Genomic DNA, 21,513 nt, shown 5'->3' on the forward strand with positions numbered 1-21,513 from the left:
ACGGTTTACGAAAAAGGCCCGCTTATGCGGGCCTTTTTTTATGCCTTACGCTGCGTCTCTCGCCAGATACGCCAGGCCATGCCCGCCAGCAGAATCACCCCCGCAATCAGCACGCCCCATACCAGCAGCGTGTTCATCCTGCTCTCCCGCTCGGCCGCAGAGGTAGCGGTCAGACGCTCCTGGCCGCCTAATGCGACATCATCCAGCATGTCGGCCTGCGGCAGGTTCGCCATATCATAAGTCTTGCGCAGGTCGGACGGGATCAGCATGCCGGGCTCCACGCTGGCAGGCTTCGCGGCACCGTTGCCCCAGGCGAGTACGTACGGCGCTTTCCCCTGCGCGTTGAACACCAGGTCATAGCGGTCGCGATGTCCCGTGACGCCCGGCAGGTATTCTGGCAGACGCGCATTCAGCGTCGTGATTTTCACGGCCTGCACCAGCCCCCCGTTAAGCGAAACCGGTGGCGACGTTTTTCCCTCAAGACGGTAAAGGACCTCTTTCTTCAGAGGATGCCATGCGTCTTTTTCCGTACTCCGCCACGCGATCTCCACGGGAAGGACGCCATCGCCATTCAGTGAGAGGCTGACAGCACTCAGCGGCTGCGGGCGCGCCCAGTGCCACTGTGCTTCGCTTGTCGATAGCAGCTCCCCTTCCCCCTCAAGGTCGATAGCTTCCGGGGCCGCCTGCGCAGGTGCGCTGATTGCGTTTACGCCGGTCAAGGTTATCCCCTGGCTCGGCGCATTCAGCACCACCATGAGATAGCGATTCGCATCGGGAGATAAAACCGTATCGGTATCGATCCGATCGAGCTTAAGACGATCCTGACCGCTGATGACGTCCAGCAATGGCATATCCTCGCGCAGGGTATACCAGCGCTTAAGATCCTCGCTGTAATAAACCGACGCCGTTCCCTGCCACGGCGTCTGCGGGGTATTCCAGAGCAGCTGCAGCTGGGATATAGCGATCTCGCCCGTCGCCTGTTCCGGCAGGGTCAGCAGATAATGTTGCCCGGCTGCGGCGGCTTTTTGCCCCTCCAGCACAATCTCAACGCCGCTTCCGGAACGAAGCAGGATCTTATCGCTATCACCGGATCCTTGCGAAGCCGCTAGCGGCGAGGCGTCCAGCGGGAAGAGGCGCAGCGCGGTGGATTGCGCTGGCGTCTGCGGACGCGTCGCGCTGACCAGGCTGAAGGGAACCGCCTCGCCCGACTGGTTAAAGACGCGGACATCATGCAGATCCGGCGACGTGCTTTGCTCATAGACGGCGAGCGGCAGCATCACCCGATACCACTGGGAAGGAACAGACGTATCCAGTGAAAGACCAAAGGCATAGTCCCGGGGCGATTCCGTTTGTCCCTCGTCGCAGAACGCCGGGCCGGAAAGCGCCAGCAGCGCGGTACAGGCTACCGCTTTCATCCATTTCATTTTTCTTCTCCTGTTTTGGGCGGCAGCGGGGAGAAATACCCCACGATCAGAACCAGTATCGCCACGCCGATAAACGCCACCGCGCGCGACAAACCGCCTCCGCCCGCGCTGTCCACCAGCATCAGTTTAACCATCACCACGCCCAGCAGCGCGGCACCGCAGAGCCACTCCTGCCGGGAAGCCCGACGGGTGGCATGGATCATGACCACCAGCGCGCTCAGCATCCAGAACAGGGCAAAACTGGTCTGGATAAGCCGCGAATCCCACAGCGATGCCATATTCCAGGCCACGTCGCCGTACCAGGCCAGGGCGCGCATCAGCGCACCATTAAGCCACCAGAAGCCAAACGCCATCATCGCGACGGCAGGCCACGGGCGGGCCTGCGAGAGCCACGCCGGGTAGTAGCGATCCGCCGCCCGATAAAAGACCACCAGCCCCAGCAATGCGAACGCCGCGCCTTCCTCAAGCGGGTTTACCAGCGGCAGCCAGGTCTGACGATAGACCACGCCGTCCTGGAAATTGGTCACCGCCAGCAGTACCAGCAGCGCCACGACCACAGGGATCGGTGCCAGGCAGGCGTAGAGCGCAGGCCACTCCCGGAACGGCCACCCCCGACGCCGTACGGCTGCAGAGAGCCCCATAATCACCCCGCCGCCTGCTGCCATCGCCAGTCCGCTGCCCCAGGCCGCCATGCCCCACGGCAGCGACCGGGCAAACCAGTAAAGCTCCGCGGCCAGCGCCAGCAAAATCATCCAGAACAGCGACAAATGCAGCCCCATCGCGATGCGCGGCAGGAGTCTTTCACCGTCGCGCCGCAGCAGCATCAGCGCGGCAGGAAGCGCTACGCACCAGGCGAGATTTGACCAGCCGGCGGCAACGATCTGCTGGTGCCAGAGCTGATAACCCACCATCAGCAGCATAACCGGCCACAGCAGCCATTTGCTGGCATCCAGCTCCCGCCACGCCAGACGAGCAGCCGCCTGCCGCCAGCCCCAGACCGACGCCGCCGTCAGCGCCAGCACGCCCGCCAGAATGGGTAATTCCTTCGTCAGTGCCAGCCGCGATGCGCCCAATAGCGCCACGAGCCAGAACAGCAGCCCGCCTGCCAGCAGCGCCCAGCTGACCGGCAGAAAGAGAGTCCGCCACAGCCAGGCCGCAGCCAGCCAGCAAAGGCTGAGGATGATGAAGATCAGCAGCAGGCTGAGGGACGTAACGCCGTTCGTTTGCGCCCACAGCGCGCTGCCGAGCGCCAGCACCAGCAGCGCCGTCCCGCTATAGCACATGCGACGCTGGTGCTGCTGTACGCCCAGCCAGAGGATACCCAGCCCTTCCAGCGCCCAGGCCATCGCCGTCCAGCGCGCCGACAGCGCCAGCGGAATGGCGAGCGTGGCAAATCCGCCGCCGATGGCCAGCGCCGCCATGACCAGCGGTCGTCCGATGGAGGGATAGCGCCGCAGCGCAAGGAACGCGAGGGTAAGATAAAATGCGCCGTATCCCAGCGCGCTCAGGGCCGGGCCATACTCCCAGTGCCGGGTCATGCCGTACTGCATCCCGAAACCGATCAGCGGCGGGGCAAACAGCAGCACGCCGTCGATAATCTGCTTCCCTTTCTCCTGCGCCCGCAGCGACAGCGCCACGCTCAGGACGCCGAATATCAGCGTATTGGCAATCAGGAACAGCTGGCAGATCCAATAGTCTTCAGGCTGGTAGTCATTCAGCCCCCACAGGCCGCCCACGCCGAACGTAAACAGCAGCCCGAGCAGGTTCAGCTCGCGCCAGTGCTGCCAGATGCTGATAGCGAGAATCCCGATGGAAAGCAGGAGATAGAATGAGAACAGCGCCACAAAGCTGCCGCCCCCGGTGGACAACAGCAGCGGCGCAAGATACCCGCCGAGGCTCGCCAGCATGGCCAGGCTCAGCGCCTTCTGCAGCACCGCCAGCCCGACGCTCGCCGCGCAAATCACCACCAGAAGCGCAAAGGCCAGCGTCATCGGCAGCATTTGCCAGAGCCGGAATGCGCCAAACACCGTCAGGTAGAGCACGCCGGTCGCCCCGCCCTGGAGGATCAGCGCATAGACACGCTGCTTATGCCGCAGCCGCCACCCCACCGCCAGCAGAACGATGGCAAACAGCGCCGTTGCCACGAGGCGCAGCTCAAGCGGGAACAGGGAATGTTCAACGGTATAGCGCAACAGGAATGAAAGACCGAGGAAAAGCAGCAGGATCCCAAGCTTCGCCAGCGGATTACCCTGCATAAACCAGCGCGCCAGCGACGTCAGGATACCGCCAAAGGCAGAAGGCTGTTTTGCCGCAGGCGTCGGGGCCGGAGCGGGTTCTGCCACGGCTGCGGGAATATCGGAACGCCAGGGGTCGACAGGCGCGGGAGCGTCCTCAACCACCGGCGCGGTCACAGCCACTGGCGCGGTAGGCTGCACGGGCTCCGGCGCGCTTTCAGGTACGTCGCGCTGCTCAAGCGCCTCAATGCGCTGGCGTAGCCGGGCGATCTCCTGTCGCGCCGCCGTACTTCGATTAAAGCCAATAACCGCAAGCACGGGTGCCACCACCAGCGCAAAAACCAGGAACAAACAGCCAAGGATGTAAAGCTCGTCCATGTTTCCACCTTCACCGTAAACGATCCGTTAAGATTGACACAAATAGTTGCATTTGCGCCATCTTAAAAGGTGGAAACATTAGCAGGTCTTAACTGCCGAACCAGATTGTCGCGGATACCGCAGGCAGCGCCAGCACGCCGTCCTGTATCGTCGCCTTGCCCTCTTTATTCTTCCACGCAGCCACCTTCAGCAGCGGTGAATCATCCAGCACCACTTCGCAGGCCTCGCCCCGGTTGATCGCCACGAGCACGCGCTGCTGGTTATAGACGCGAGCAAACACCACGACGTTATCGTGCGCATAGACCACCTGACAGCCGCCGTAGCGCAGAGCGAGACTCTGCTTACGCAGCTTCGCCAGCCGCTGATACAGGCTGAACAGCACCTTGTCATGCTTCTCTGGCTCCCACGGGAAGGTTTTACGGCAGAACGGATCGTTGTTGCCGTCCAGCCCCACTTCGTCTCCATAATAGATGCACGGCACGCCCGGCCAGGTGAAGAGCCAGGTCACCGCCAGCGGCAGACGCGCCACATCCTTGCCGAGCAGGGATTTAAAGCGGGCGGTATCGTGGCTATCGAGCTGGTTGAACATCCGCAGCTGCTGCTGATGGGACAGACCGGCGCGATAGTTCTCCATCCACGCCATGCAGGTTTCAGCGTCGATATGATTCGGATCGTAGGAGATGTCGGTGTTAGCGAGGAATCCCCACAGCGGGAAGGTAAAGCCGCGATAGTTCATCGCCGCATCTTCCGCATCGTTCTGCAGCCACTGGCGCGCGTCGCCAAAGTGCTCGCCAAAGACGAACGCCTCCGGCTGGGCCGCTTTCGCCGAGCGCGTAATCCCGGCGACGTGCTGAAGGTTATTCCGCGCTCCGCCGGCTTCACCGAGCATATGCACCACGTCCAGCCGCCAGCCGTCCATATTCCACGGCGCCTTCAGCCAGTGACGGACGATGCTGTCTTCGCCGCCGTAGATTTCATTCACGAGCGTTGGCGACTGGAAATCCAGCTTCGGCAGGCTCGCGTAGCCCAGCCAGTCCAGCGCGCGGCCCTCCTCGTTAAAGCTGTACCAGTCGCGCTGCGGCGAGTCCGGGTTATGACACGCCCCGCCCATCGACTGGTTATGGCGGTCAAACCAGGCGTGCGAATCTCCACTGTGGTTGAACACGCCGTCCAGAATCAGGCGCATGCCTTCGTTTTGAGTGTTCTTACGCAGGCGCAGCAGCGCCTCGTCACCACCAAACTGTTCGTCAACGTGGCGATAATCTTCGGTATCGTATTTGTGCACGCTCGGGGCTTTAAACACCGGGTTGAGATACAGCGCCGTCACGCCGAGCTTTTTCAGGTACGGCAGCTTTTCGCTGATGCCGTCGAGATCGCCGCCGTAAAAAGTGGATCCACCCGCCTGCGCGGTTAACGGCTCGTCCCACGCTTTCAGGATAATGTCGTGGCCCGCCGCATGGTGGTGATAGATCTTATCCTGGTCGGCGGTGCGTTTTTCGCTGCGCGCAAAACGGTCCGGGAAAATCTGGTAAAACACCTGATCGTTAACCCACTGCGGGCCGTTATCCGGGTAATCGACCGCAAACTGCTCCAGCCGTGCGGGCGGGAAACGGCTAAACCCCTGCGGGGTAAACCACAGCTGGCGGTTATTCCACAAAAGCTTAAAGCTGTAACGGCGGCGCGGCTGCCCGCTATTCAGGTCGATATTCGCCCGCCACGCCGTGATCCCCGGCTGCGGCTGGCTGCGCAGCTTGTGCATTTTCAGGCCGGTCTCTTCGTTATCTATTTCGGCGCGGAGCGTCACGCGTTCAGGCTGATTTTCCCCCGCCAGCCAGAGCGTAATCACAAGGTTGTCTTTGTTTTGCTTAACAAATGGGGCAACCGGAAGGTGCCAGGCGTTTAACATCACGAATCCCCTCTGATGAAATTGACGTCACCTTGCCACAGGGTGGTTAAGGATAGCTCATCACGTTCGGGATTATTGGGGGAGGAGAAAGGAGGAGGAGGCATCAGTGCGGCCTGATGCCCTCACCCCAACCCTCTCCCACAGGGAGAGGGAGAAAAAAGATTACTGCGCTTCCGCCAGCTGACGGTCACGGCGGCATTTAAACATCCAGCCCACCAGCAGCAGGACGATCCACGCGCAGCCCACGTACAGGGAAATGCGGGTATCCGGATGGTAGCCAATCAGGGCAATGATAAACACCAGGAAGATCAGCCCGACGACGGTCGTCGCAACGCCGCCCGGTACTTTGAACTTCAGCGCTTTTGCCTCATCCGGCGACAGACGACGGCGGAACGCAATCTGCGACAGCAGGATCATAATCCACACCCACACCGTCGCGAAGGTCGCCAGCGATGCGATCACCAGGAAGACGTTCTCCGGCATGATGTAGTTCAGGTAAACCGAGAACAGCAGCGCTACGGTCATCACCACAACGGTTACCCACGGCGTGCCGCGGCGTGAGGTTTTGGCGAACACCTTCGGCGCACTGCCCTGCTCCGCCATGCCGTGCAGCATACGGCCCACGCCAAAGACGTCACTGTTGATCGCGGAGAGTGACGCGGTGAGCACCACAAAGTTCAGAATGCTGGCCGCAAAGGCAATTCCCATATGCTGGAAGGTCAGAACAAACGGGCTACCGTTGGTGCCGACCTGATTCCACGGGTAGATGGACATAATCACGAACAGCGTGCCCACGTAGAACACCAGAATACGCATCGGCACCGAGTTGATGGCGCGCGGAATGGATTTCTCCGGATCTTTCGCTTCACCGGCGGTAATACCGATAATCTCGATGCCGCCGTAGGCGAACATCACCATCTGCAGCGACATGACCATCCCGAGCCAGCCGTTGCTGAAGAAGCCACCGTTGCTCCAGAGGTTATGGATGCCGGTCGGCTGCCCGCCGTTGCCGATTCCCCAGATGATGATGCCGAAACCGGCCACGATCATGATGATGATGGTGGCGACCTTGAAGAAGGAGAACCAGAATTCGAGCTCGCCGAACACCTTCACGCTCATCAGGTTGACGGCGCAAATGATCAGCACCACGCTCAGCACCCAAATCCAGTGCGGCACCGCCGGGAACCAGACGCCCATATAGATGCCAAACGCCGTCACGTCGGCAATCGCCACAATCAGGATTTCAAAGCAGTAGGTCCAGCCGGTGATAAACCCGGCCAGCGGGCCGAGGTTTTCCTGCGCGTAGCGGGAGAAGGAGCTGGCGGACGGGTTGTGAACCGACATTTCGCCGAGGGCGCGCATGATGATATACGCCGCCACGCCGCCGATGATGTACGCCAGCAGAACGCTGGGACCGGCCATTTTGATGGCATCTGCCGAGCCATAAAAAAGACCGGTGCCGATAGCAGAGCCCAGCGCCATAAAGCGGATGTGGCGCGTGCTCAATCCACGTTTAAGTTTGTTAGTGCTTTCCATTTAAATCTTGCCATTCAACACGAAAAAAACAAAAAACCACGGGGCCTTAAGCCCCGTGGTTAAACAGTTTGTTGCCGTTGATTAATGAGCGTTCGATGCAACCTGACGCCCTGCAGCACGGTCCCAGATAATCGCCAGAACCAGTGCAACAACGGTAGGCATCAGCCAGGCCAGACCCTGCTCGGACAGCGGCAGACGCTGTGTCCATGCCGGCAGTATGTGCGCGAAAGCTGATGCTTTAATCCCGTCAAGGATACCAAAAATCAGGCTGATAAACATGGCTGGCGCAATAATTCGTGAAGAGTTGTTCCACCACGGGCGAGTAAAGCTCAGCACCACCAGCACGATACACGGCGGGTAAATAGCCGTCAGCACCGGAATAGAGACCTGAATCAGGTGGCTCAGACCGAGGTTGGACACCGCCATGGAGAAGATACCGAGGATAAACACCAGGGTGCGGTAAGAGAGCGGCAGATACTGTGCAAAGAACTCTGCGCAGGCGCAGGTCAGGCCAACCGCCGTCACCAGACAGGCAAGGAAGATGAGCGCTGCCAGCAGCATACTGCCCGCACCGCCGAAGGTGTGCTGAACGTAGGCGTGCAGGATAGCCGCACCGTTGGCGTTCTGATCGACCAGCATGGCGCTGTCGGAGCCCAGACGGAACAGCGCCAGATAAAGCAGCGTCAGCCCCACGCCGGCCATCAGGCCAGCCCAGATGGTATAGCGGGTCAGCAGACGCGCTTCGGTCACACCGCGGGAACGCGCGGCGTTAACGATAACGATACCAAACACCATCGCGCCCAGCGTATCCATCGTCAGGTAGCCGTTCACAAAGCCGTTAGAGAACGCGGCATTTTTATAGGCGTCCATCGCGTCGCTAATCGGGCCCGCTGGCCAGACGATGGCCGCAACAGCCAGAACAATCAGCGCCACAATTTTCAGCGGAGCCAGGAAGTTACCCACGGTATCCAGCAGCTTGCCCGGATAGAGGGAAACCAGAATCACGATCGCGAAGTAGATCAGGCTGTAGATAAACAGCGGCATCGCACCGTCACCGGTCAGGGGAGCAATACCCACTTCGAAGGACACGGTTGCCGTACGCGGGGTCGCAAACAGCGGGCCAACGGCCAGATAGCAGACGGTTGCCAGCAGAACGCCCGCCACTTTGCCAATCGGGGTGCTGAGGCTATCCACACCGCCGCCGACTTTCGCCAGCGCGACGACGGTCAGAACCGGCAGACCCACGGCAGTAATCAGGAAACCAAACGCGGCGGTCCAGACGTGTTCACCCGCCTGTAAGCCAACCATTGGAGGGAAAATGATGTTGCCTGCGCCAACGAACAGCGCAAATGTCATAAAGCCCAGCGCGATGATGTCACGCGATTTTAAGTGATGGGTCATAAAACCTTACTGCCTGTGGATGTGGTGTTGAAAACATTGAGATTTTCGATATCCCTGACGGGACGATACAGCCGAAAATTTGCTCAATTTCAGCGGGAAATGCTCCCGTCCTGGCGTGGAGAAGAATAGTTTTTCGATTTACCACGCAAATACAGTCGGTCTGACAGTATCTGGGGCGCAATTTAAACGCTTATAACGTTTAAAGGCAAGGTGGGATCGTAAAACCAGAACAATATGCCAGCATGAAAATACACGTCAGAACAATACGCTATTTATAAGAAAAACCCATGGCTAATCATGCGAACAAAAAACAGTCAGCCGTATAAAATTCATCCGCGTTTCGCTTGACTGCAAAGCAAACGGGCCAGCAGACGCTGACCCGTGGAAAGGTAAAATGACACGCCTGCCGTCAGGCGATCTTTTTGGCAATTAATCGTTCCGGAATAACGAAACTGAAGCGGGTTCCTTTACCCAGCGTACTCTGAATATCGAGACGGCTTTCATGGTGATTCACCGCGTGTTTCACAATTGCCAGCCCCAGGCCGCTTCCGCCTGTTTGCCGGGATCGCGCTTTATCCACACGGTAAAAGCGCTCGGTCAGACGCGGAATATGCTCAGGCGCGATCCCCGGCCCGTTGTCTTCCACGCTAAACTCAGCCCCCGTTGGGGCATGGTGCCAGCGCACCACGATATTCGTCCCCTCCGGCGTATGATTCACCGCGTTATACACCAGGTTGGAAATGGCGCTCCGCAGTTCATCTTCGCTGCCCAGCACCTTCAGCGTATTGTCGACCTCAAAGGTCAGGTGATGCTTTTTGTGGCTTAGCGTCTGCGCTTCACGCTCAACTACCCGCAGCATCATCGGGACATCAATGGTCTCATTTAGCGCGAGCGTTGGCGCCGCTTCAATCTTCGAGAGCGTCAGCAGCTGCTTCACCAGCCCTTCCATCCGGTGCGTTTGCTCGCGCATGGTGTGCAGCGCTTTTTCACGCGGCGCGCCTTCAAGCGTTTGCTCCTGCATCATCTCCAGGTAGCCCTGAAGCACGGTCAGCGGGGTACGCAGTTCGTGACTGACGTTGGCGAAGAAGTTGCGACGCGCCCCTTCCAGCTGGTGCATCTGGGTGACATCGCGCGCCACCATCAGCCACTGCTTATCGCTGTAGGGCATCACGCGGATTTCCAGATGGCGACCATTATTGAGCTTCAGATTGTGCGGGCGGGTAAAATCACGCTTTTTCAGATACAGCGTGAACTCGGGATAGCGCAGAAGGTTGAGGATATTCTGACCATTATCATCGGGCCAGCGCAGGCCCAGCAGCTGTTGCGCAAGGCCGTTACACCAGAAGATCGTCCCTTCTTCGGTCGTCAGAATAACGGCATCCGGCAGCGACTCTGCACCGCTGCGAAAACGCTTAATCAGGCTTCCCAGCTCGCGGCGACGCTTTTTATTACGCATCTGCATCTGATGCAGACCGTACAGCAGCGGCTCCCAGCTGCCGCTTCCCGGCGGCGGCGTCATACTTCGGTCAACCCACAGCCACCAGGAGAGGCGCAGCAGGTTCCAGAAGTGCCAGATCAGCAGCCCGGTGACCGACGCCAGCAGAAACCACGGCAGGTGTCCAAGAAAGGCCCCCAGAAGGAAGGCCGGAATACAGCATAAGATCAGTTCAAAGACGAGCCTTTTCCATGACAGACGTTCCAGCACGCGTCACACTCCTGTCATTGTTCAGAAACGGGTAGAAAAACGATAACCCGTGCCGCGGACCGTCTGCACCATGCGATCGTGGCCGCTCAGTTCCAGTGCTTTTCGCAGGCGGCGAATATGTACGTCAACCGTCCGGTCTTCGACATACACGTTAGTTCCCCAGACGTTATTCAGCAACTGCTCGCGGCTGTAAACGCGTTCCGGGTGAGTCATAAAGAAGTGCAGGAGTTTAAATTCGGTAGGCCCCATGTCGAGGGGATTTTCACCGGTCATGACGCGGTGTGAGGTGGGGTCAAGGCTCAGCCCCTGCATCTCTATCACCTCTTCCACCGCCATCGGCGAAATACGGCGCATCACGGCTTTAATGCGGGCAACCAGCTCTTTTGGGGAGAACGGTTTAGTAATGTAATCGTCCGCGCCGGTCTCCAGACCGCGCACGCGATCCTCTTCTTCTCCGCGCGCCGTGAGCATCACAACCGGGATGTCGCGGGTCAGCGCTTCACGCTTCAGGTGTTTGATAAACTGCAGTCCGGAGCCGCCGGGCAACATCCAGTCCAGCAGAATCAGATCGGGCCAGGGTTCATTCAGCTGGTTCACTGCGCTGTCATAATCTTCCGCTTCAACCGGCTGGAAGCCGTTTTGCTCGAGCACGAAGCACACCATTTCACGAATTGGAGCTTCATCTTCTACGACCAGAATACGTCTCGCCATACTTTGCCCTGTCTTATCTTATTTAAGTTACAAGTTTGTAATTCGGCGCCATTATGCGTCAGATTTATGACAGATTTATGAAAAACAGTACCACGATAACGGGCAAACCGTTGTTTTATTACAGCGGTTATTTTCCCGTCTCTGAACGTTTATAATCCTGCTTTCTCTTTTTTGCCACGGATCAGCTATGCGCATACTTCACACCTCGGACTGGCATCTGGGTCAAAATTTTTACAGCAAAAGCCGTGCGGCTGAACATGAAGCTTTCCTGAACTGGCTGCTGGAAACGGCCCGGACGCACGAGGTGGACGCGATTATTGTGGCGGGTGACATCTTTGATACCGGCTCGCCCCCCAGCTATGCGCGTGAGCTTTACAACCGCTTCGTGGTGAATTTGCAGCAAACCGGCTGTCATCTGGTGATTGTCGCCGGCAACCATGATTCCGTCGCGACGCTCAATGAATCCCGCGACATCCTGGCATTTCTCAATACCACCGTGGTCGCCAGCGCCGGGCACGCCCCGCAGATCCTGAAAAAACGCGACGGCACGCCGGGGGCGGTGCTGTGCCCCATTCCTTTTTTGCGTCCGCGGGACATCGTGCAAAGTCAGGCGGGGCTGTCGGGCGCGGAAAAACAGCAGCATCTCCTGCAGGCCATCACCGACTATTATCACCAGCAGCACGTCGATGCCTGCGCCCTGCGCGGCGACCAGCCGATTCCGGTGATTGCGACCGGCCATCTCACCACCGTCGGGGCCAGTAAAAGTGACGCCGTACGTGACATCTATATCGGCACGCTGGATGCCTTTCCGGCGCAGAACTTCCCGCCAGCCGACTACATTGCGCTCGGACATATTCACCGGGCGCAGATCGTCGGGGGCAGCGAGCACATCCGCTACTGCGGCTCGCCAATTTCGCTCAGCTTTGACGAAACGGGCAAAGCCAAGTCCGTCCATCTGGTGAGCTTCTCCGACGGAAAACTTCACGCCGTCGAGACGCTGGAGGTCCCGGTCACCCAGCCGCTGGCGGTGCTGAAGGGCGATCTTGACGCCATTACCGCCCAGCTTGAGCAGTGGCGTGGAACAGCGCTTAACCCGCCCGTCTGGCTGGATATCGAAATCACCACCGACGACTACCTGCACGATATGCAGCGTAAAATTCAGGCGCTGACGGAAGATTTACCCGTCGAAGTTTTACTGGTACGCCGCAGCCGCGAGCAGCGCGAGAAAATTCTGTTAAGCGCTCAACGCGAAACGCTCAGTGAGCTTCGGGTTGAAGAGGTGTTTGAACGCAGGCTCTCGCAGGAGGAAATTGACGACGCGAAGCGCGCAAGACTCAGCGAACTGTTCAGCCATACCCTGCATGCGCTCAATGATGAGGAAGAAAACGCATGAAAATTTTGAGCCTGCGCCTGAAAAACCTCAACTCCCTCAAGGGCGAGTGGAAAATTGACTTTACCGCGGAGCCGTTTGCCAGCAACGGGCTGTTTGCCATTACCGGCGCGACCGGGGCAGGTAAAACCACCCTGCTCGACGCCATCTGCCTGGCGCTTTATCACGAAACGCCGCGACTGCAGAAGGTCTCTCAGGCGCAAAACGACCTGATGACGCGCGACACCGCCGAGTGCCTGGCGGAAGTGGAGTTCGAGGTAAAAGGCACCGCCTATCGCGCCTTCTGGAGCCAGAACCGCGCGCGCAACCAGCCGGACGGAAACCTGCAGGCGCCGCGCGTGGAGCTGGCGCGCTGTGAAGATGGCAAAATCCTGGCCGATAAAGTGACGGATAAACTGGAGCAAACCGCCGCGCTCACCGGGCTGGACTATGGCCGCTTTACCCGCTCCATGCTGCTCTCACAGGGGCAGTTTGCCGCCTTCCTTAATGCCAGGCCGAGCGATCGCGCCGAGCTGCTGGAAGAGCTGACCGGCACCGAGATCTACGGACAGATTTCCGCCATGGTGTTTGAAAAACATAAAGCCGCCCGCAGCGTGCTTGAAAAGTGCGAGGCGCAGGCGGCGGGCGTCGTGCTGTTGAGCGAAGAGCAACAGCAGCAGTTGCAGCAAAGTTTGCAGGCGCTTACTGATGAAGAGAAAACCCTGCTGGTTCAGCAGCAAAGCCAGCAGAAAGATTTTCAGTGGCTTACGCGCCATGATGAGCTCGTGCTTGAGCAACAGCGCGTCGCCGCGATGCAGCAGCAGGCGCAACAGGCGCTGACGAACGCTGCGCCAGAGCTGGCAAAGCTCCAGCTTGCTCTGCCCGCCGCCCAGCTTCGACCGCTTTGGGAGCACCAGCAGGAGCAGACCGCGCGCCTGACGCAAACCCAGCAGCGAATTATTGAAGTAAATACTCGCTTACAAGCCAAAACCGCACTGCGCGCGCGGATCCGTCATACCGCCCAGCGTAATCATGAGCAGCTTCAGACCGAACTGAAGGCGCTGGCGCAGTGGCTGGCGGAGCACGAGCGCTATCGCCTGCTGGGGCAGGAGATTGCCGGCTGGCGTGCCCAGTTCTCACAGCTTAACCGCGACAAAACGCAGTTATCCTCGCTTGCTGCGCGGATGGGTGAATTACGCAACAGGCTGGCTGAGATGCCGGAAAATGCGCTTACGCTGACGGCGGATGAGGTCAGCGCGGCCATGGAGCAGCAGTCCCGGTCACGCACGTTGCGCCAGCGGCTGACGTCGCTGCATGCCCGCTATCAGCCGCTGCAAAAGCGCCTGCGCCAGAGCGGTGAAAGCGTGCAGAAGGCCCAGGCCGATCAAAATAAACTCAATGAAACGCTGACGCTGCGTCGCCAGCAGTACAAAGAGAAACACCAGCACTTTCTGGATCTTAAAGCCCTCTGCGAACGCGAAGCGACGATTAAAGACCTGGAAAGCTATCGTTCCCGGCTTGAGGCCGGCAAACCCTGTCCGCTGTGCGGCTCCAGCGAGCACCCCGCCGTTGCGCAATACCAGTCGCTTGAGCTGACGGATAACCAGCGCCGCCGCGATGTCCTGGAAAAAGAGGTCGCCGCCCTTAAAGAGGAAGGGCTGCTGGTGCTGGGACAGGTTAATGCCCTGACGCAGCAGATCCAGCGCGAGTCAGACGAAGCGCAGACTCTCTCTCAGGAAGAGCAAGTGCTCACTAAAGAGTGGATGGAGGCCTGCGCTTCCCTGAACATCGCGTTGAATATTCAGGAAGATATCACGCCATGGATGAACGAGCAGGAACAGTACGAGCGCCAGCTTTATCAGTTGAGCCAGCGTCTGACCCTGCAAAACCAGCTAAACGAGCAGGAAGTGCTGGAGCGACAGTATCAGCAGCAGCTGACGGCCGCGCGTCAGGCGCTGGAAAACACCCTGCTCTCGCTATCGCTTAACGTACCTGAAGACGGCAATGAAGCCGCCTGGCTGCACGCCCGCGAAGCGGAATTCGCGCAGTGGCAGGAGAAACAAACGCAGCACGGCGTGCTTCTGGAACGCATAAACGCGCTGAAGCCGCTGCTCGACACGCTTCCGGAAACGAACGGCGAAGAGGCCGAACCGGCCATTCCTGACGGCTGGCGCGACGTTCACGATGAATGCGTGTCGCTACAAAGCCAGCTCAGCGCGCAGCAGCAGCAGGAAAAGCTGGAGCAAGAGCGCCTGCAGCAGTCGCAGACGCAGTTCACCGCGGCGCTCGCAGCGAGCTGCTTTGCCGATCGGGACGCGTTCCTTGCCGCGCTGCTGGATGACGACGCTATTCGTCGCCTCGAACAGCTGAAGCAGTCGCTGGAAAGCCAGATACAGCAGGCCGCAGCCCTTTCCGGCCAGGCTAACCAGCAGCTGCAGGCTCATCTGGCGCTGCGGCCGGAAGGGCTCAACGCCGATGCTCCTGCGCTGCAAAGCCAGCTGCAGCAGCTGGCGCAACGGCTTCGCGAGAACACCACGCATCAGGGCGAGATCCGCCAGCAGCTTAAGCAGGACAGCGATAACCGTCAGCACCAGCTGGCGTTGATGCAGCAAATTGAAGAGGCCGCGCGCCAGGCGGACGACTGGGGTTATCTGAACGCGCTGATCGGCTCCAGCACCGGCGACAAGTTCCGTAAATTCGCGCAGGGGCTAACGCTGGACAATCTCGTCTGGCTTGCTAACCAGCAGCTTAACCGTCTGCACGGGCGTTATCTGCTGCAGCGCAAGGCCAGCGACGCGCTGGAGCTGGAAGTGGTCGATACCTGGCAGGCGGATGCGGTTCGCGATACCCGAACGCTCTCGGGCGGCGAGAGCTTCCTGGTCAGCCTGGCGCTGGCGCTGGCTCTTTCCGATCTGGTGAGTCATAAGACGCGGATCGATTCCCTGTTCCTGGATGAGGGGTTCGGCACGCTCGACAGTGAAACGCTGGATACCGCGCTGGATGCGCTCGACGCGCTGAACGCCACCGGGAAAACCATCGGCGTGATCAGCCACGTAGAGGCGATGAAAGAGCGCATTCCGGTGCAGATCAAGGTGAAGAAAATCAACGGGCTGGGGTACAGCAGGCTGGATAAGGAATTTGCGGTGGGCTGAATGGTAGGTCGGTGCGGTCTGATGCCCTCACCCTAGCCCTCTCCCACAGGGAGAGGGTAAAAACACCAAAAACAGCAACTTGCGTTGCTGTTTTGCTTTTACCTTGCCCCACCCTGGCCCTCTCCCACAGGGAGAGGGAATAAACATTATTTGCTTTTATTCCGGCCACAGCCACGCCGCGCCGCGCACGCCGCTGGAGTCACCGTGGACAGCTTTGCGGATCGGGGTTTCACACTCGCCGCCAAACACCCACTGTTTCACCAGATTCGGTACCGTGGCGTACAGCCGGTCGACGTTGCTCATGCCGCCGCCGAGCACAATCACGTCCGGATCGAGAATATTTACCACGTGCGCCAGGGATTTCGCCAGCCGCATTTCGTAGCGGCTAAGGGCCAGCTCGGCGACCGGATCCTGTTCTTCGACCAGACGCATGATTTCGTTGCCCCTGAGCGGCTGGCCGCTTAAGCGGTGGTAGTCGGTCGCAAAACCGGTGCCGGAGATAAACGTCTCAATACAGCCCTGCTTTCCGCAGTAGCACGGCACCTCAGCGCGGTATTTAAGCTCGTCTTCATCCATCCACGGCAGCGGGTTGTGTCCCCACTCGCCCGCGGTGCCGTTACCGCCGATATGGGCGCGCCCGCCGAACGCCACGCCCGCTCCGCAGCCGGTACCGATAATCACGGCAAACACGGTCTGAGCACCGGCCGCCGCGCCGTCGATGGCCTCAGAGACCGCCAGGCAGTTGGCGTCGTTGGCCAGACGCACTTCCCGGTTCAGACGTTGGCTCAAATCTTTATCAAACGGCTGACCGTTGAGCCAGGTGGAGTTGGCATTTTTAACCACCCCGGTATACGGCGAGATCGACCCCGGGATCCCCATCCCGACGCTGCCGGTTTGCCCTGTCGCCTGCTCTGCCATCTCAACCAGGCTGGCAATCGTCTCGATAGTCTGGTGATAATCATCGCGCGGCGTCGGCAGACGGTGGCGGAACAGCTGCTCCCCCTGCTCGCTCAGTGCGATAACTTCTGTTTTGGTGCCGCCCAAATCGATCCCAATACGCACAAGACTCTCCTCATTATTTTGATTATCAACAGAGTAGAAGCACGCTTCCCGATTAGCAATGCAAGCGATGCGACAATTCGTTATCATGCCCGCTGATTTAACGACAAGGCCGTGGAAATTATCATGCTGTGGTTCAAAAATTTGATGGTTTACCGTCTCAGCCGCGACGTTTCGCTGCGTGCAGAAGAGATGGAAAAACAGTTAGCCGCTTATACCTTTTCCCCTTGCGGTAGCCAGGATATGGCGAAAACCGGCTGGGTTCCGCCAATGGGTTCACAAAGCGATGCACTGACCCACGCCAGCAGCACGGGTCAAATCATCGTCTGCGCCCGTAAAGAAGAGAAAATCCTGCCGACGCCGGTGGTTAAGCAGGCGCTCGAAGCGAAAATTTTCAAGCTGGAAGCCGAACAGGGCCGCAAGCTGAAAAAGACCGAAAAAGATTCGCTGAAAGACGAAGTGCTGCACTCCCTGCTGCCGCGCGCCTTCAGCCGCTTCAGCCAGACCATGATGTGGATCGACACCGTCAACGGGCTGATCATGGTGGACTGCGCCAGCGCCAAGAAAGCAGAAGATACGCTGGCCCTGCTGCGTAAAAGCATCGGATCTTTACCGGTCGTTCCGCTGGCGCTGGAAACGCCGATCGAGCTGACGCTGACCGAATGGGTACGCAGCGGCGCTGCGGCTCAGGGTTTCCAGATCCTTGATGAAGCCGAGCTGAAAGCCCTGCTGGAAGATGGCGGCGTGATCCGCGCGAAGAAGCAGGATCTGGTGAGCGACGAGATCGCCGTCCACATCGAAGCGGGTAAAGTGGTCACTAAACTGGCGCTCGACTGGCAGCAGCGCATTCAGTTCGTGATGTGCGACGACGGCTCTGTGAAGCGTCTGAAGTTCTGCGACGAGCTGCGCGATCAGAACGAAGATATCGACAGGGAAGATTACGCCCAGCGCTTTGACGCGGACTTCATCCTGATGACCGGCGAGCTGGCCGCGTTGATTCAGAATCTGGTGGAAGGTCTCGGCGGCGAAGCGCAGAGATAACAGGCAAAACGCAGGCCGGGTAAGCGTTAGCGCCACCCGGCTTATTTTTTATTTCAGGTAGCGGCACAGATAAGAGGTAGGTTCAGCGACCTGCAAATGAAACTCGCTGTGGCCAGGGACGTTGAAAACTTGCCCGGCAGCGTAAACTTTCCATTCCGTTTCACCCGGCAGTAAGACGTTCAGCGCCCCGCTGACGACCGTCATTTCTTCAGCTTCCGCCGTGCCAAAGGTGTATTCCCCTTCCGCCATAACGCCGACACTGGCGCGACCAGTGCTGCTGCTGGTAAAACCAATGGATTTCACTTTACCGGAAAAGTATTCGTTACTTTGAAGCATGAACTGGCCCTTATATTTTTAGATAAAAATTCACTATAGGGGCCATGCTCATCACCTGTCACGCAAAATCATTACATGAGAAGTTCCGAGGCCAGGCGAGCCATCAGAACGTTGGATAACAGCACGGGAACATCCAGCGCTTTTTGCAGCAGATCACGATGGTGCTGATGGAAACCGAGGCAGTCCAGAATCAAGACATCTGCTCCTCTCTCAAGCAGTTCCTTCCCGGCAGCAATAAGTTTTGCCTCACTGTCCCAGAACGGATTTGCCAGCGCATACAAGGGCACTTTTTCCAGCACGTGCCATTTTGCTTCCTGGTTATCCATGAGCTCCTCAATGGGCACAATCACCCCCACCTGATGACCATCCACGATGGAGGCCACCAGCGGTGGAATGATCCGCATCGGCTCAAGCAAAATCGCATTACGCGCCGTAAGCCCCTTAATGGGCGCGGTGCTCATCAGCAAAATAACGTCATAACCTTGATTATCGAGCACTTCTATTACGCCCTGCAGCGAGCGCTCGATTTTCTGACGCGAAACGTGCGCCAGTTTACCGTCGCTTAATAACGTCGCCAGGGGATCCTCCCCCGCCTCGACAGCGTAGTCTTCCATGACCTCTTCCCGACTCATCTTCCCCAGCAGGCTAAGATGCGTTATCTGTTGTTCAGATACATGCTCGGTTAAGAGCGGTAACACTTCGCTTACAGGGACCACACCAATGGTGAGGATCGCCAACGTTGCCTTCATCTTGATCGCCTTCCATTACTCCAACATCGTGCACACAGGTACAGGCTCACTACGCTGCACAGTTCATTTTTTCAACAAAACAGCACCAAGCGTAGCAGGTGATCCCGACATCGAAATGTAAAGATCGCCTGCCGATACCGGAGTTACTTGTAATAACTAAATATTAACTCCTGCTTAACTTTCCCGATGAGTAAAAAGTGTGATTCAGGCACGATACTGGAACGTTTAGGAAAAGGGTCAGGTTTTATCGGGATCTTCATAGCGCCGTTTCGCATCCAGCGCTTCCTGTTCAGTCTCGTGTTCACTGATCAGCGAGTCCGGCTTGGGGTGATCGGCACGCAGTTGATACCAGGTCACGGTATGACCCGTCTGGCCTTTTTCAACGGTAACAATACGTGCTTCACGCGGATAGGGAGGTCTGGTTGGCATAGCTCATCCTTTTTTTATGTCTGAGCTATAAGTATAGACGCCGGTTAGCTGGCACAAGCCAAACGCAGGGCGGTAATAATCTGAATCACAACGTCTTCGGGAGAGGCTGACGCATCCACCACGTGGTGAGCCGCTTCGCGGTATAGCGCATCGCGTTCGGCCAGCACTTCGCTCACCTCTTCGTTGAGCGGCCTGGAGGTCAGCGCGGGACGTTGCCCCTCTTCCGGAAAGGCTTCCAGCCGCCCTACCAGAGCCGACACCGGCGCGCTGAGATAAATCACAATCCCCTTTTCGCGCATAAAGTGACGATTGCACTCCGCCAGAACGATGCCTCCGCCGGTCGCGATCACGGCAGACGGGGTCGTGACCGCTTTCAGCGCGGCGGTTTCGCGCGCGCGAAAGCTCTCCCATCCCTCTTGCTCAACAATCTCGGCGATGGTTTTTCCGGCCTCGGTTTGCAGCCAGTGGTCGGTATCAACAAACTGGCGATGACACACGCGTGCCAGCTCCAGGCCAACGGTGGTTTTCCCACAGCCGCGGGGGCCAACTAAAAAGATGGGTTGGGTCATGCCAGGTGTTCCCCTTGATGCCGAATGGCTGAAGAGTGTAAAGAAATAATTGCAGAAGATGTTGCGATTACTTTACTGCAAAGCGGTACGGGATGACAACCCTGTGGAGGCCACACTGTACCACAAATTGACAATAATTATCATTACGCTGTGCGGCGCTTCACTTCCAGCAGCCATTTATCCAGCTCGGCAGCGAACTGCTGGCGATCGCGCTGGGACAGGCTGTCCGGTCCACCGGTCTGCACGCCGCTGGCCCGCATCGTATCCATAAAATCGCGCATGGTGAGCTTTTCCCGAATGGTCGAAGGCAAGTAACGCTCCCCGCGCGGATTGAGCGCCGCCGCCCCTTTCTCCAGCACTTCGGCAGCCAGCGGAATATCCGCCGTGATCACCAGATCCTCCACGCTGCACAGGCGAACAATTTCGTTATCCGCCACGTCGAACCCGGCCGGCACGCGCAAGGAGCGGATGAACCGCGAAGGCGGTACGCGAATATTCTGGTTCGCCACCAGCGTCAGCGGCATCTGAACGCGCTCGGCGGCGCGAAATAAAATCTCTTTAATCACGTTCGGACACGCGTCCGCATCAACCCAAATCGCCATATTGTCTCCCCATAATGAGTCTGCCGACTATTGTCGCCTGCATTTCGTTGTTAAGCTATCAATCAGAGAAAACAACGCATAATGACGGAGAATCGTGATGGACAAGAAAATCGGGTTTATCGGCTGCGGTAACATGGGCAAAGCCATCCTGGGCGGTCTGATCGCCAGCGGGCAGGTGCTGCCGGGTCAGATTTGGGTCTATACCCCGTCACCGGACAAAGTCGCCGAGTTGCGCGATCAATATGGGATCAACGCCGCCGAAAGCGCGCAGGAAGTCGCCCAGGTCGCCGATATCGTCTTTGGCGCCGTCAAGCCGAACATCATGATCAAAGTGCTGAGCGATATCACCTCCAGCCTGAATAAAGAGACGCTGGTCGTGTCGATTGCCGCAGGCGTCACGCTCGATCAGCTGGCGCGCGCGCTGGGTCACGATCGTAAAATCGTCCGCGCCATGCCCAACACCCCCTCGCTGGTCAATGCCGGCATGACCTCCGTCACGCCTAACGCGCTGGTGACCACAGAAGAAGTGGCCGATGTTCTGAATATTTTCCGCTGCTTCGGTGAAGCAGAAGTGATTGCCGAATCGATGATCCATCCGGTGGTCGGCGTGAGTGGCTCAGCCCCTGCCTATGTGTTCATGTTTTTAGAAGCGATGGCCGACGCCGCCGTGCTTGGCGGAATGCCGCGCGCGCAGGCGTATAAGTTCGCCGCGCAGGCCGTCATGGGCTCCGCCAAAATGGTGCTGGAAACCGGCAAACACCCGGGTGAACTGAAAGATATGGTCTGCTCCCCGGGCGGTACCACCATCGAAGCGGTGCGGGTGCTGGAAGAGCGCGGATTCCGCTCGGCCGTCATTGAAGCGATGGCAAAATGCATGGAAAAATCAGAGAAGCTGAGTAAATCCTGATTTCT

At 58.5% G+C, this 21,513-nt stretch carries 17 protein-coding genes; 4 read left to right on the forward strand and 13 right to left on the reverse strand.

Going from position 1 to position 21,513, the window contains the following annotated elements; all coding sequences use genetic code 11:
- Positions 1-38: 38 nt before the first annotated feature.
- The 7 genes from FOY96_RS17040 to phoB all read right to left on the reverse strand — a co-directional run bounded on the left by FOY96_RS17040 (position 39) and on the right by phoB (position 11,295).
- A complete protein-coding gene (locus tag FOY96_RS17040; protein WP_143347477.1) occupies positions 39-1,424 on the reverse strand; it encodes a DUF3999 domain-containing protein in 1,386 nt (461 codons plus the stop codon).
- Positions 1,421-4,036, reverse strand: a complete 2,616-nt coding sequence (locus tag FOY96_RS17045; RefSeq protein ID WP_143347478.1) for a DUF2339 domain-containing protein — start codon at positions 4,034-4,036, stop codon at positions 1,421-1,423. The genes FOY96_RS17040 and FOY96_RS17045 overlap by 4 nt, the downstream gene beginning before the upstream one ends.
- An 88-nt stretch (positions 4,037-4,124) precedes the next feature.
- Entirely contained in the window at positions 4,125-5,942 is a 1,818-nt protein-coding gene (gene malZ / locus FOY96_RS17050) for a maltodextrin glucosidase (protein WP_143347479.1), read from the reverse strand.
- Between the two features lie 162 nt (positions 5,943-6,104).
- The gene (gene proY / locus FOY96_RS17055; protein ID WP_033144753.1) at positions 6,105-7,478 is read right to left on the reverse strand and encodes a proline-specific permease ProY; all 1,374 of its coding nucleotides are present in this window, start codon (positions 7,476-7,478) and stop codon (positions 6,105-6,107) included.
- Positions 7,479-7,559: 81 nt separating this feature from the next.
- The gene (gene brnQ / locus FOY96_RS17060; protein ID WP_024906795.1) at positions 7,560-8,879 is read right to left on the reverse strand and encodes a branched-chain amino acid transporter carrier protein BrnQ; all 1,320 of its coding nucleotides are present in this window, start codon (positions 8,877-8,879) and stop codon (positions 7,560-7,562) included.
- 409 nt (positions 8,880-9,288) lie between these two features.
- Positions 9,289-10,584: a phosphate regulon sensor histidine kinase PhoR gene (gene phoR, locus FOY96_RS17065; RefSeq protein WP_048975262.1), complete on the reverse strand. Its 1,296-nt coding sequence runs from the start codon at positions 10,582-10,584 to the stop codon at positions 9,289-9,291.
- Positions 10,585-10,605: 21 nt separating this feature from the next.
- Positions 10,606-11,295 carry a phosphate response regulator transcription factor PhoB gene (gene phoB, locus FOY96_RS17070; RefSeq protein ID WP_008503265.1) on the reverse strand — a complete coding sequence of 230 codons (690 nt, stop codon included), beginning with the start codon at positions 11,293-11,295 and terminating at the stop codon, positions 10,606-10,608.
- A gap of 187 nt (positions 11,296-11,482) precedes the next feature.
- Between phoB and sbcD the strand changes: the two genes are divergently transcribed.
- Both sbcD and sbcC read left to right on the forward strand, forming a co-directional pair.
- Positions 11,483-12,688, forward strand: a complete 1,206-nt coding sequence (gene sbcD, locus FOY96_RS17075; RefSeq protein WP_143347480.1) for an exonuclease subunit SbcD — start codon at positions 11,483-11,485, stop codon at positions 12,686-12,688.
- Positions 12,685-15,816, forward strand: coding sequence for an exonuclease subunit SbcC (sbcC, locus tag FOY96_RS17080; RefSeq protein ID WP_143347481.1), 3,132 nt, complete (start codon positions 12,685-12,687; stop codon positions 15,814-15,816). The genes sbcD and sbcC overlap by 4 nt, the downstream gene beginning before the upstream one ends.
- A 156-nt stretch (positions 15,817-15,972) precedes the next feature.
- Here the strand turns inward: sbcC and mak are convergent, their stop codons facing one another.
- A complete protein-coding gene (gene mak / locus FOY96_RS17085) occupies positions 15,973-16,878 on the reverse strand; it encodes a fructokinase (RefSeq protein ID WP_039263900.1) in 906 nt (301 codons plus the stop codon).
- A 123-nt stretch (positions 16,879-17,001) separates the two neighbouring features.
- Here mak and rdgC point away from each other — a divergent pair, with 123 nt between their 5' ends.
- Entirely contained in the window at positions 17,002-17,916 is a 915-nt protein-coding gene (gene rdgC, locus FOY96_RS17090) for a recombination-associated protein RdgC (protein WP_023310540.1), read from the forward strand.
- Positions 17,917-17,964: 48 nt separating this feature from the next.
- Here the strand turns inward: rdgC and ppnP are convergent, their stop codons facing one another.
- From ppnP to FOY96_RS17115, 5 genes are all read right to left on the reverse strand, one after another.
- Entirely contained in the window at positions 17,965-18,252 is a 288-nt protein-coding gene (gene ppnP / locus FOY96_RS17095) for a pyrimidine/purine nucleoside phosphorylase (RefSeq protein WP_008503270.1), read from the reverse strand.
- A gap of 71 nt (positions 18,253-18,323) precedes the next feature.
- On the reverse strand, positions 18,324-19,001 hold the full coding sequence (locus tag FOY96_RS17100; RefSeq protein ID WP_008503271.1) for an AroM family protein: 678 nt from the start codon (positions 18,999-19,001) through the stop codon (positions 18,324-18,326).
- Between the two features lie 237 nt (positions 19,002-19,238).
- On the reverse strand, positions 19,239-19,430 hold the full coding sequence (yaiA, locus tag FOY96_RS17105) for a protein YaiA (protein ID WP_032638425.1): 192 nt from the start codon (positions 19,428-19,430) through the stop codon (positions 19,239-19,241).
- A 44-nt stretch (positions 19,431-19,474) separates the two neighbouring features.
- Positions 19,475-19,999: a shikimate kinase AroL gene (gene aroL, locus FOY96_RS17110; protein WP_032639634.1), complete on the reverse strand. Its 525-nt coding sequence runs from the start codon at positions 19,997-19,999 to the stop codon at positions 19,475-19,477.
- 143 nt (positions 20,000-20,142) lie between these two features.
- Positions 20,143-20,601, reverse strand: a complete 459-nt coding sequence (locus tag FOY96_RS17115) for a YaiI/YqxD family protein (protein ID WP_143347482.1) — start codon at positions 20,599-20,601, stop codon at positions 20,143-20,145.
- Positions 20,602-20,698: 97 nt separating this feature from the next.
- On the opposite strand from FOY96_RS17115, the gene proC reads away from it, so the two are divergent.
- Entirely contained in the window at positions 20,699-21,508 is an 810-nt protein-coding gene (gene proC / locus FOY96_RS17120) for a pyrroline-5-carboxylate reductase (protein ID WP_023310536.1), read from the forward strand.
- Positions 21,509-21,513: the final 5 nt, after the last annotated feature.

The sequence above is a fragment of the Enterobacter asburiae genome (assembly GCF_007035645.1).
GTDB lineage: Bacteria > Pseudomonadota > Gammaproteobacteria > Enterobacterales > Enterobacteriaceae > Enterobacter > Enterobacter asburiae_B.

Coding starts and splice junctions, on each gene's coding strand:
- brnQ (WP_024906795.1), bottom strand. CDS start 8,879: ATGACCCATCACTTAAAATCGCGTGACATCATCGCGCTGGGCTTTATG.
- aroL (WP_032639634.1), bottom strand. CDS start 19,999: ATGACCCAACCCATCTTTTTAGTTGGCCCCCGCGGCTGTGGGAAAACC.
- sbcC (WP_143347481.1), top strand. CDS start 12,685: ATGAAAATTTTGAGCCTGCGCCTGAAAAACCTCAACTCCCTCAAGGGC.
- proY (WP_033144753.1), bottom strand. CDS start 7,478: ATGGAAAGCACTAACAAACTTAAACGTGGATTGAGCACGCGCCACATC.
- malZ (WP_143347479.1), bottom strand. CDS start 5,942: ATGTTAAACGCCTGGCACCTTCCGGTTGCCCCATTTGTTAAGCAAAAC.
- FOY96_RS17115 (WP_143347482.1), bottom strand. CDS start 20,601: ATGGCGATTTGGGTTGATGCGGACGCGTGTCCGAACGTGATTAAAGAG.
- proC (WP_023310536.1), top strand. CDS start 20,699: ATGGACAAGAAAATCGGGTTTATCGGCTGCGGTAACATGGGCAAAGCC.
- rdgC (WP_023310540.1), top strand. CDS start 17,002: ATGCTGTGGTTCAAAAATTTGATGGTTTACCGTCTCAGCCGCGACGTT.
- FOY96_RS17100 (WP_008503271.1), bottom strand. CDS start 19,001: ATGAAGGCAACGTTGGCGATCCTCACCATTGGTGTGGTCCCTGTAAGC.
- sbcD (WP_143347480.1), top strand. CDS start 11,483: ATGCGCATACTTCACACCTCGGACTGGCATCTGGGTCAAAATTTTTAC.
- ppnP (WP_008503270.1), bottom strand. CDS start 18,252: ATGCTTCAAAGTAACGAATACTTTTCCGGTAAAGTGAAATCCATTGGT.
- FOY96_RS17040 (WP_143347477.1), bottom strand. CDS start 1,424: ATGAAATGGATGAAAGCGGTAGCCTGTACCGCGCTGCTGGCGCTTTCC.
- FOY96_RS17045 (WP_143347478.1), bottom strand. CDS start 4,036: ATGGACGAGCTTTACATCCTTGGCTGTTTGTTCCTGGTTTTTGCGCTG.
- yaiA (WP_032638425.1), bottom strand. CDS start 19,430: ATGCCAACCAGACCTCCCTATCCGCGTGAAGCACGTATTGTTACCGTT.
- phoB (WP_008503265.1), bottom strand. CDS start 11,295: ATGGCGAGACGTATTCTGGTCGTAGAAGATGAAGCTCCAATTCGTGAA.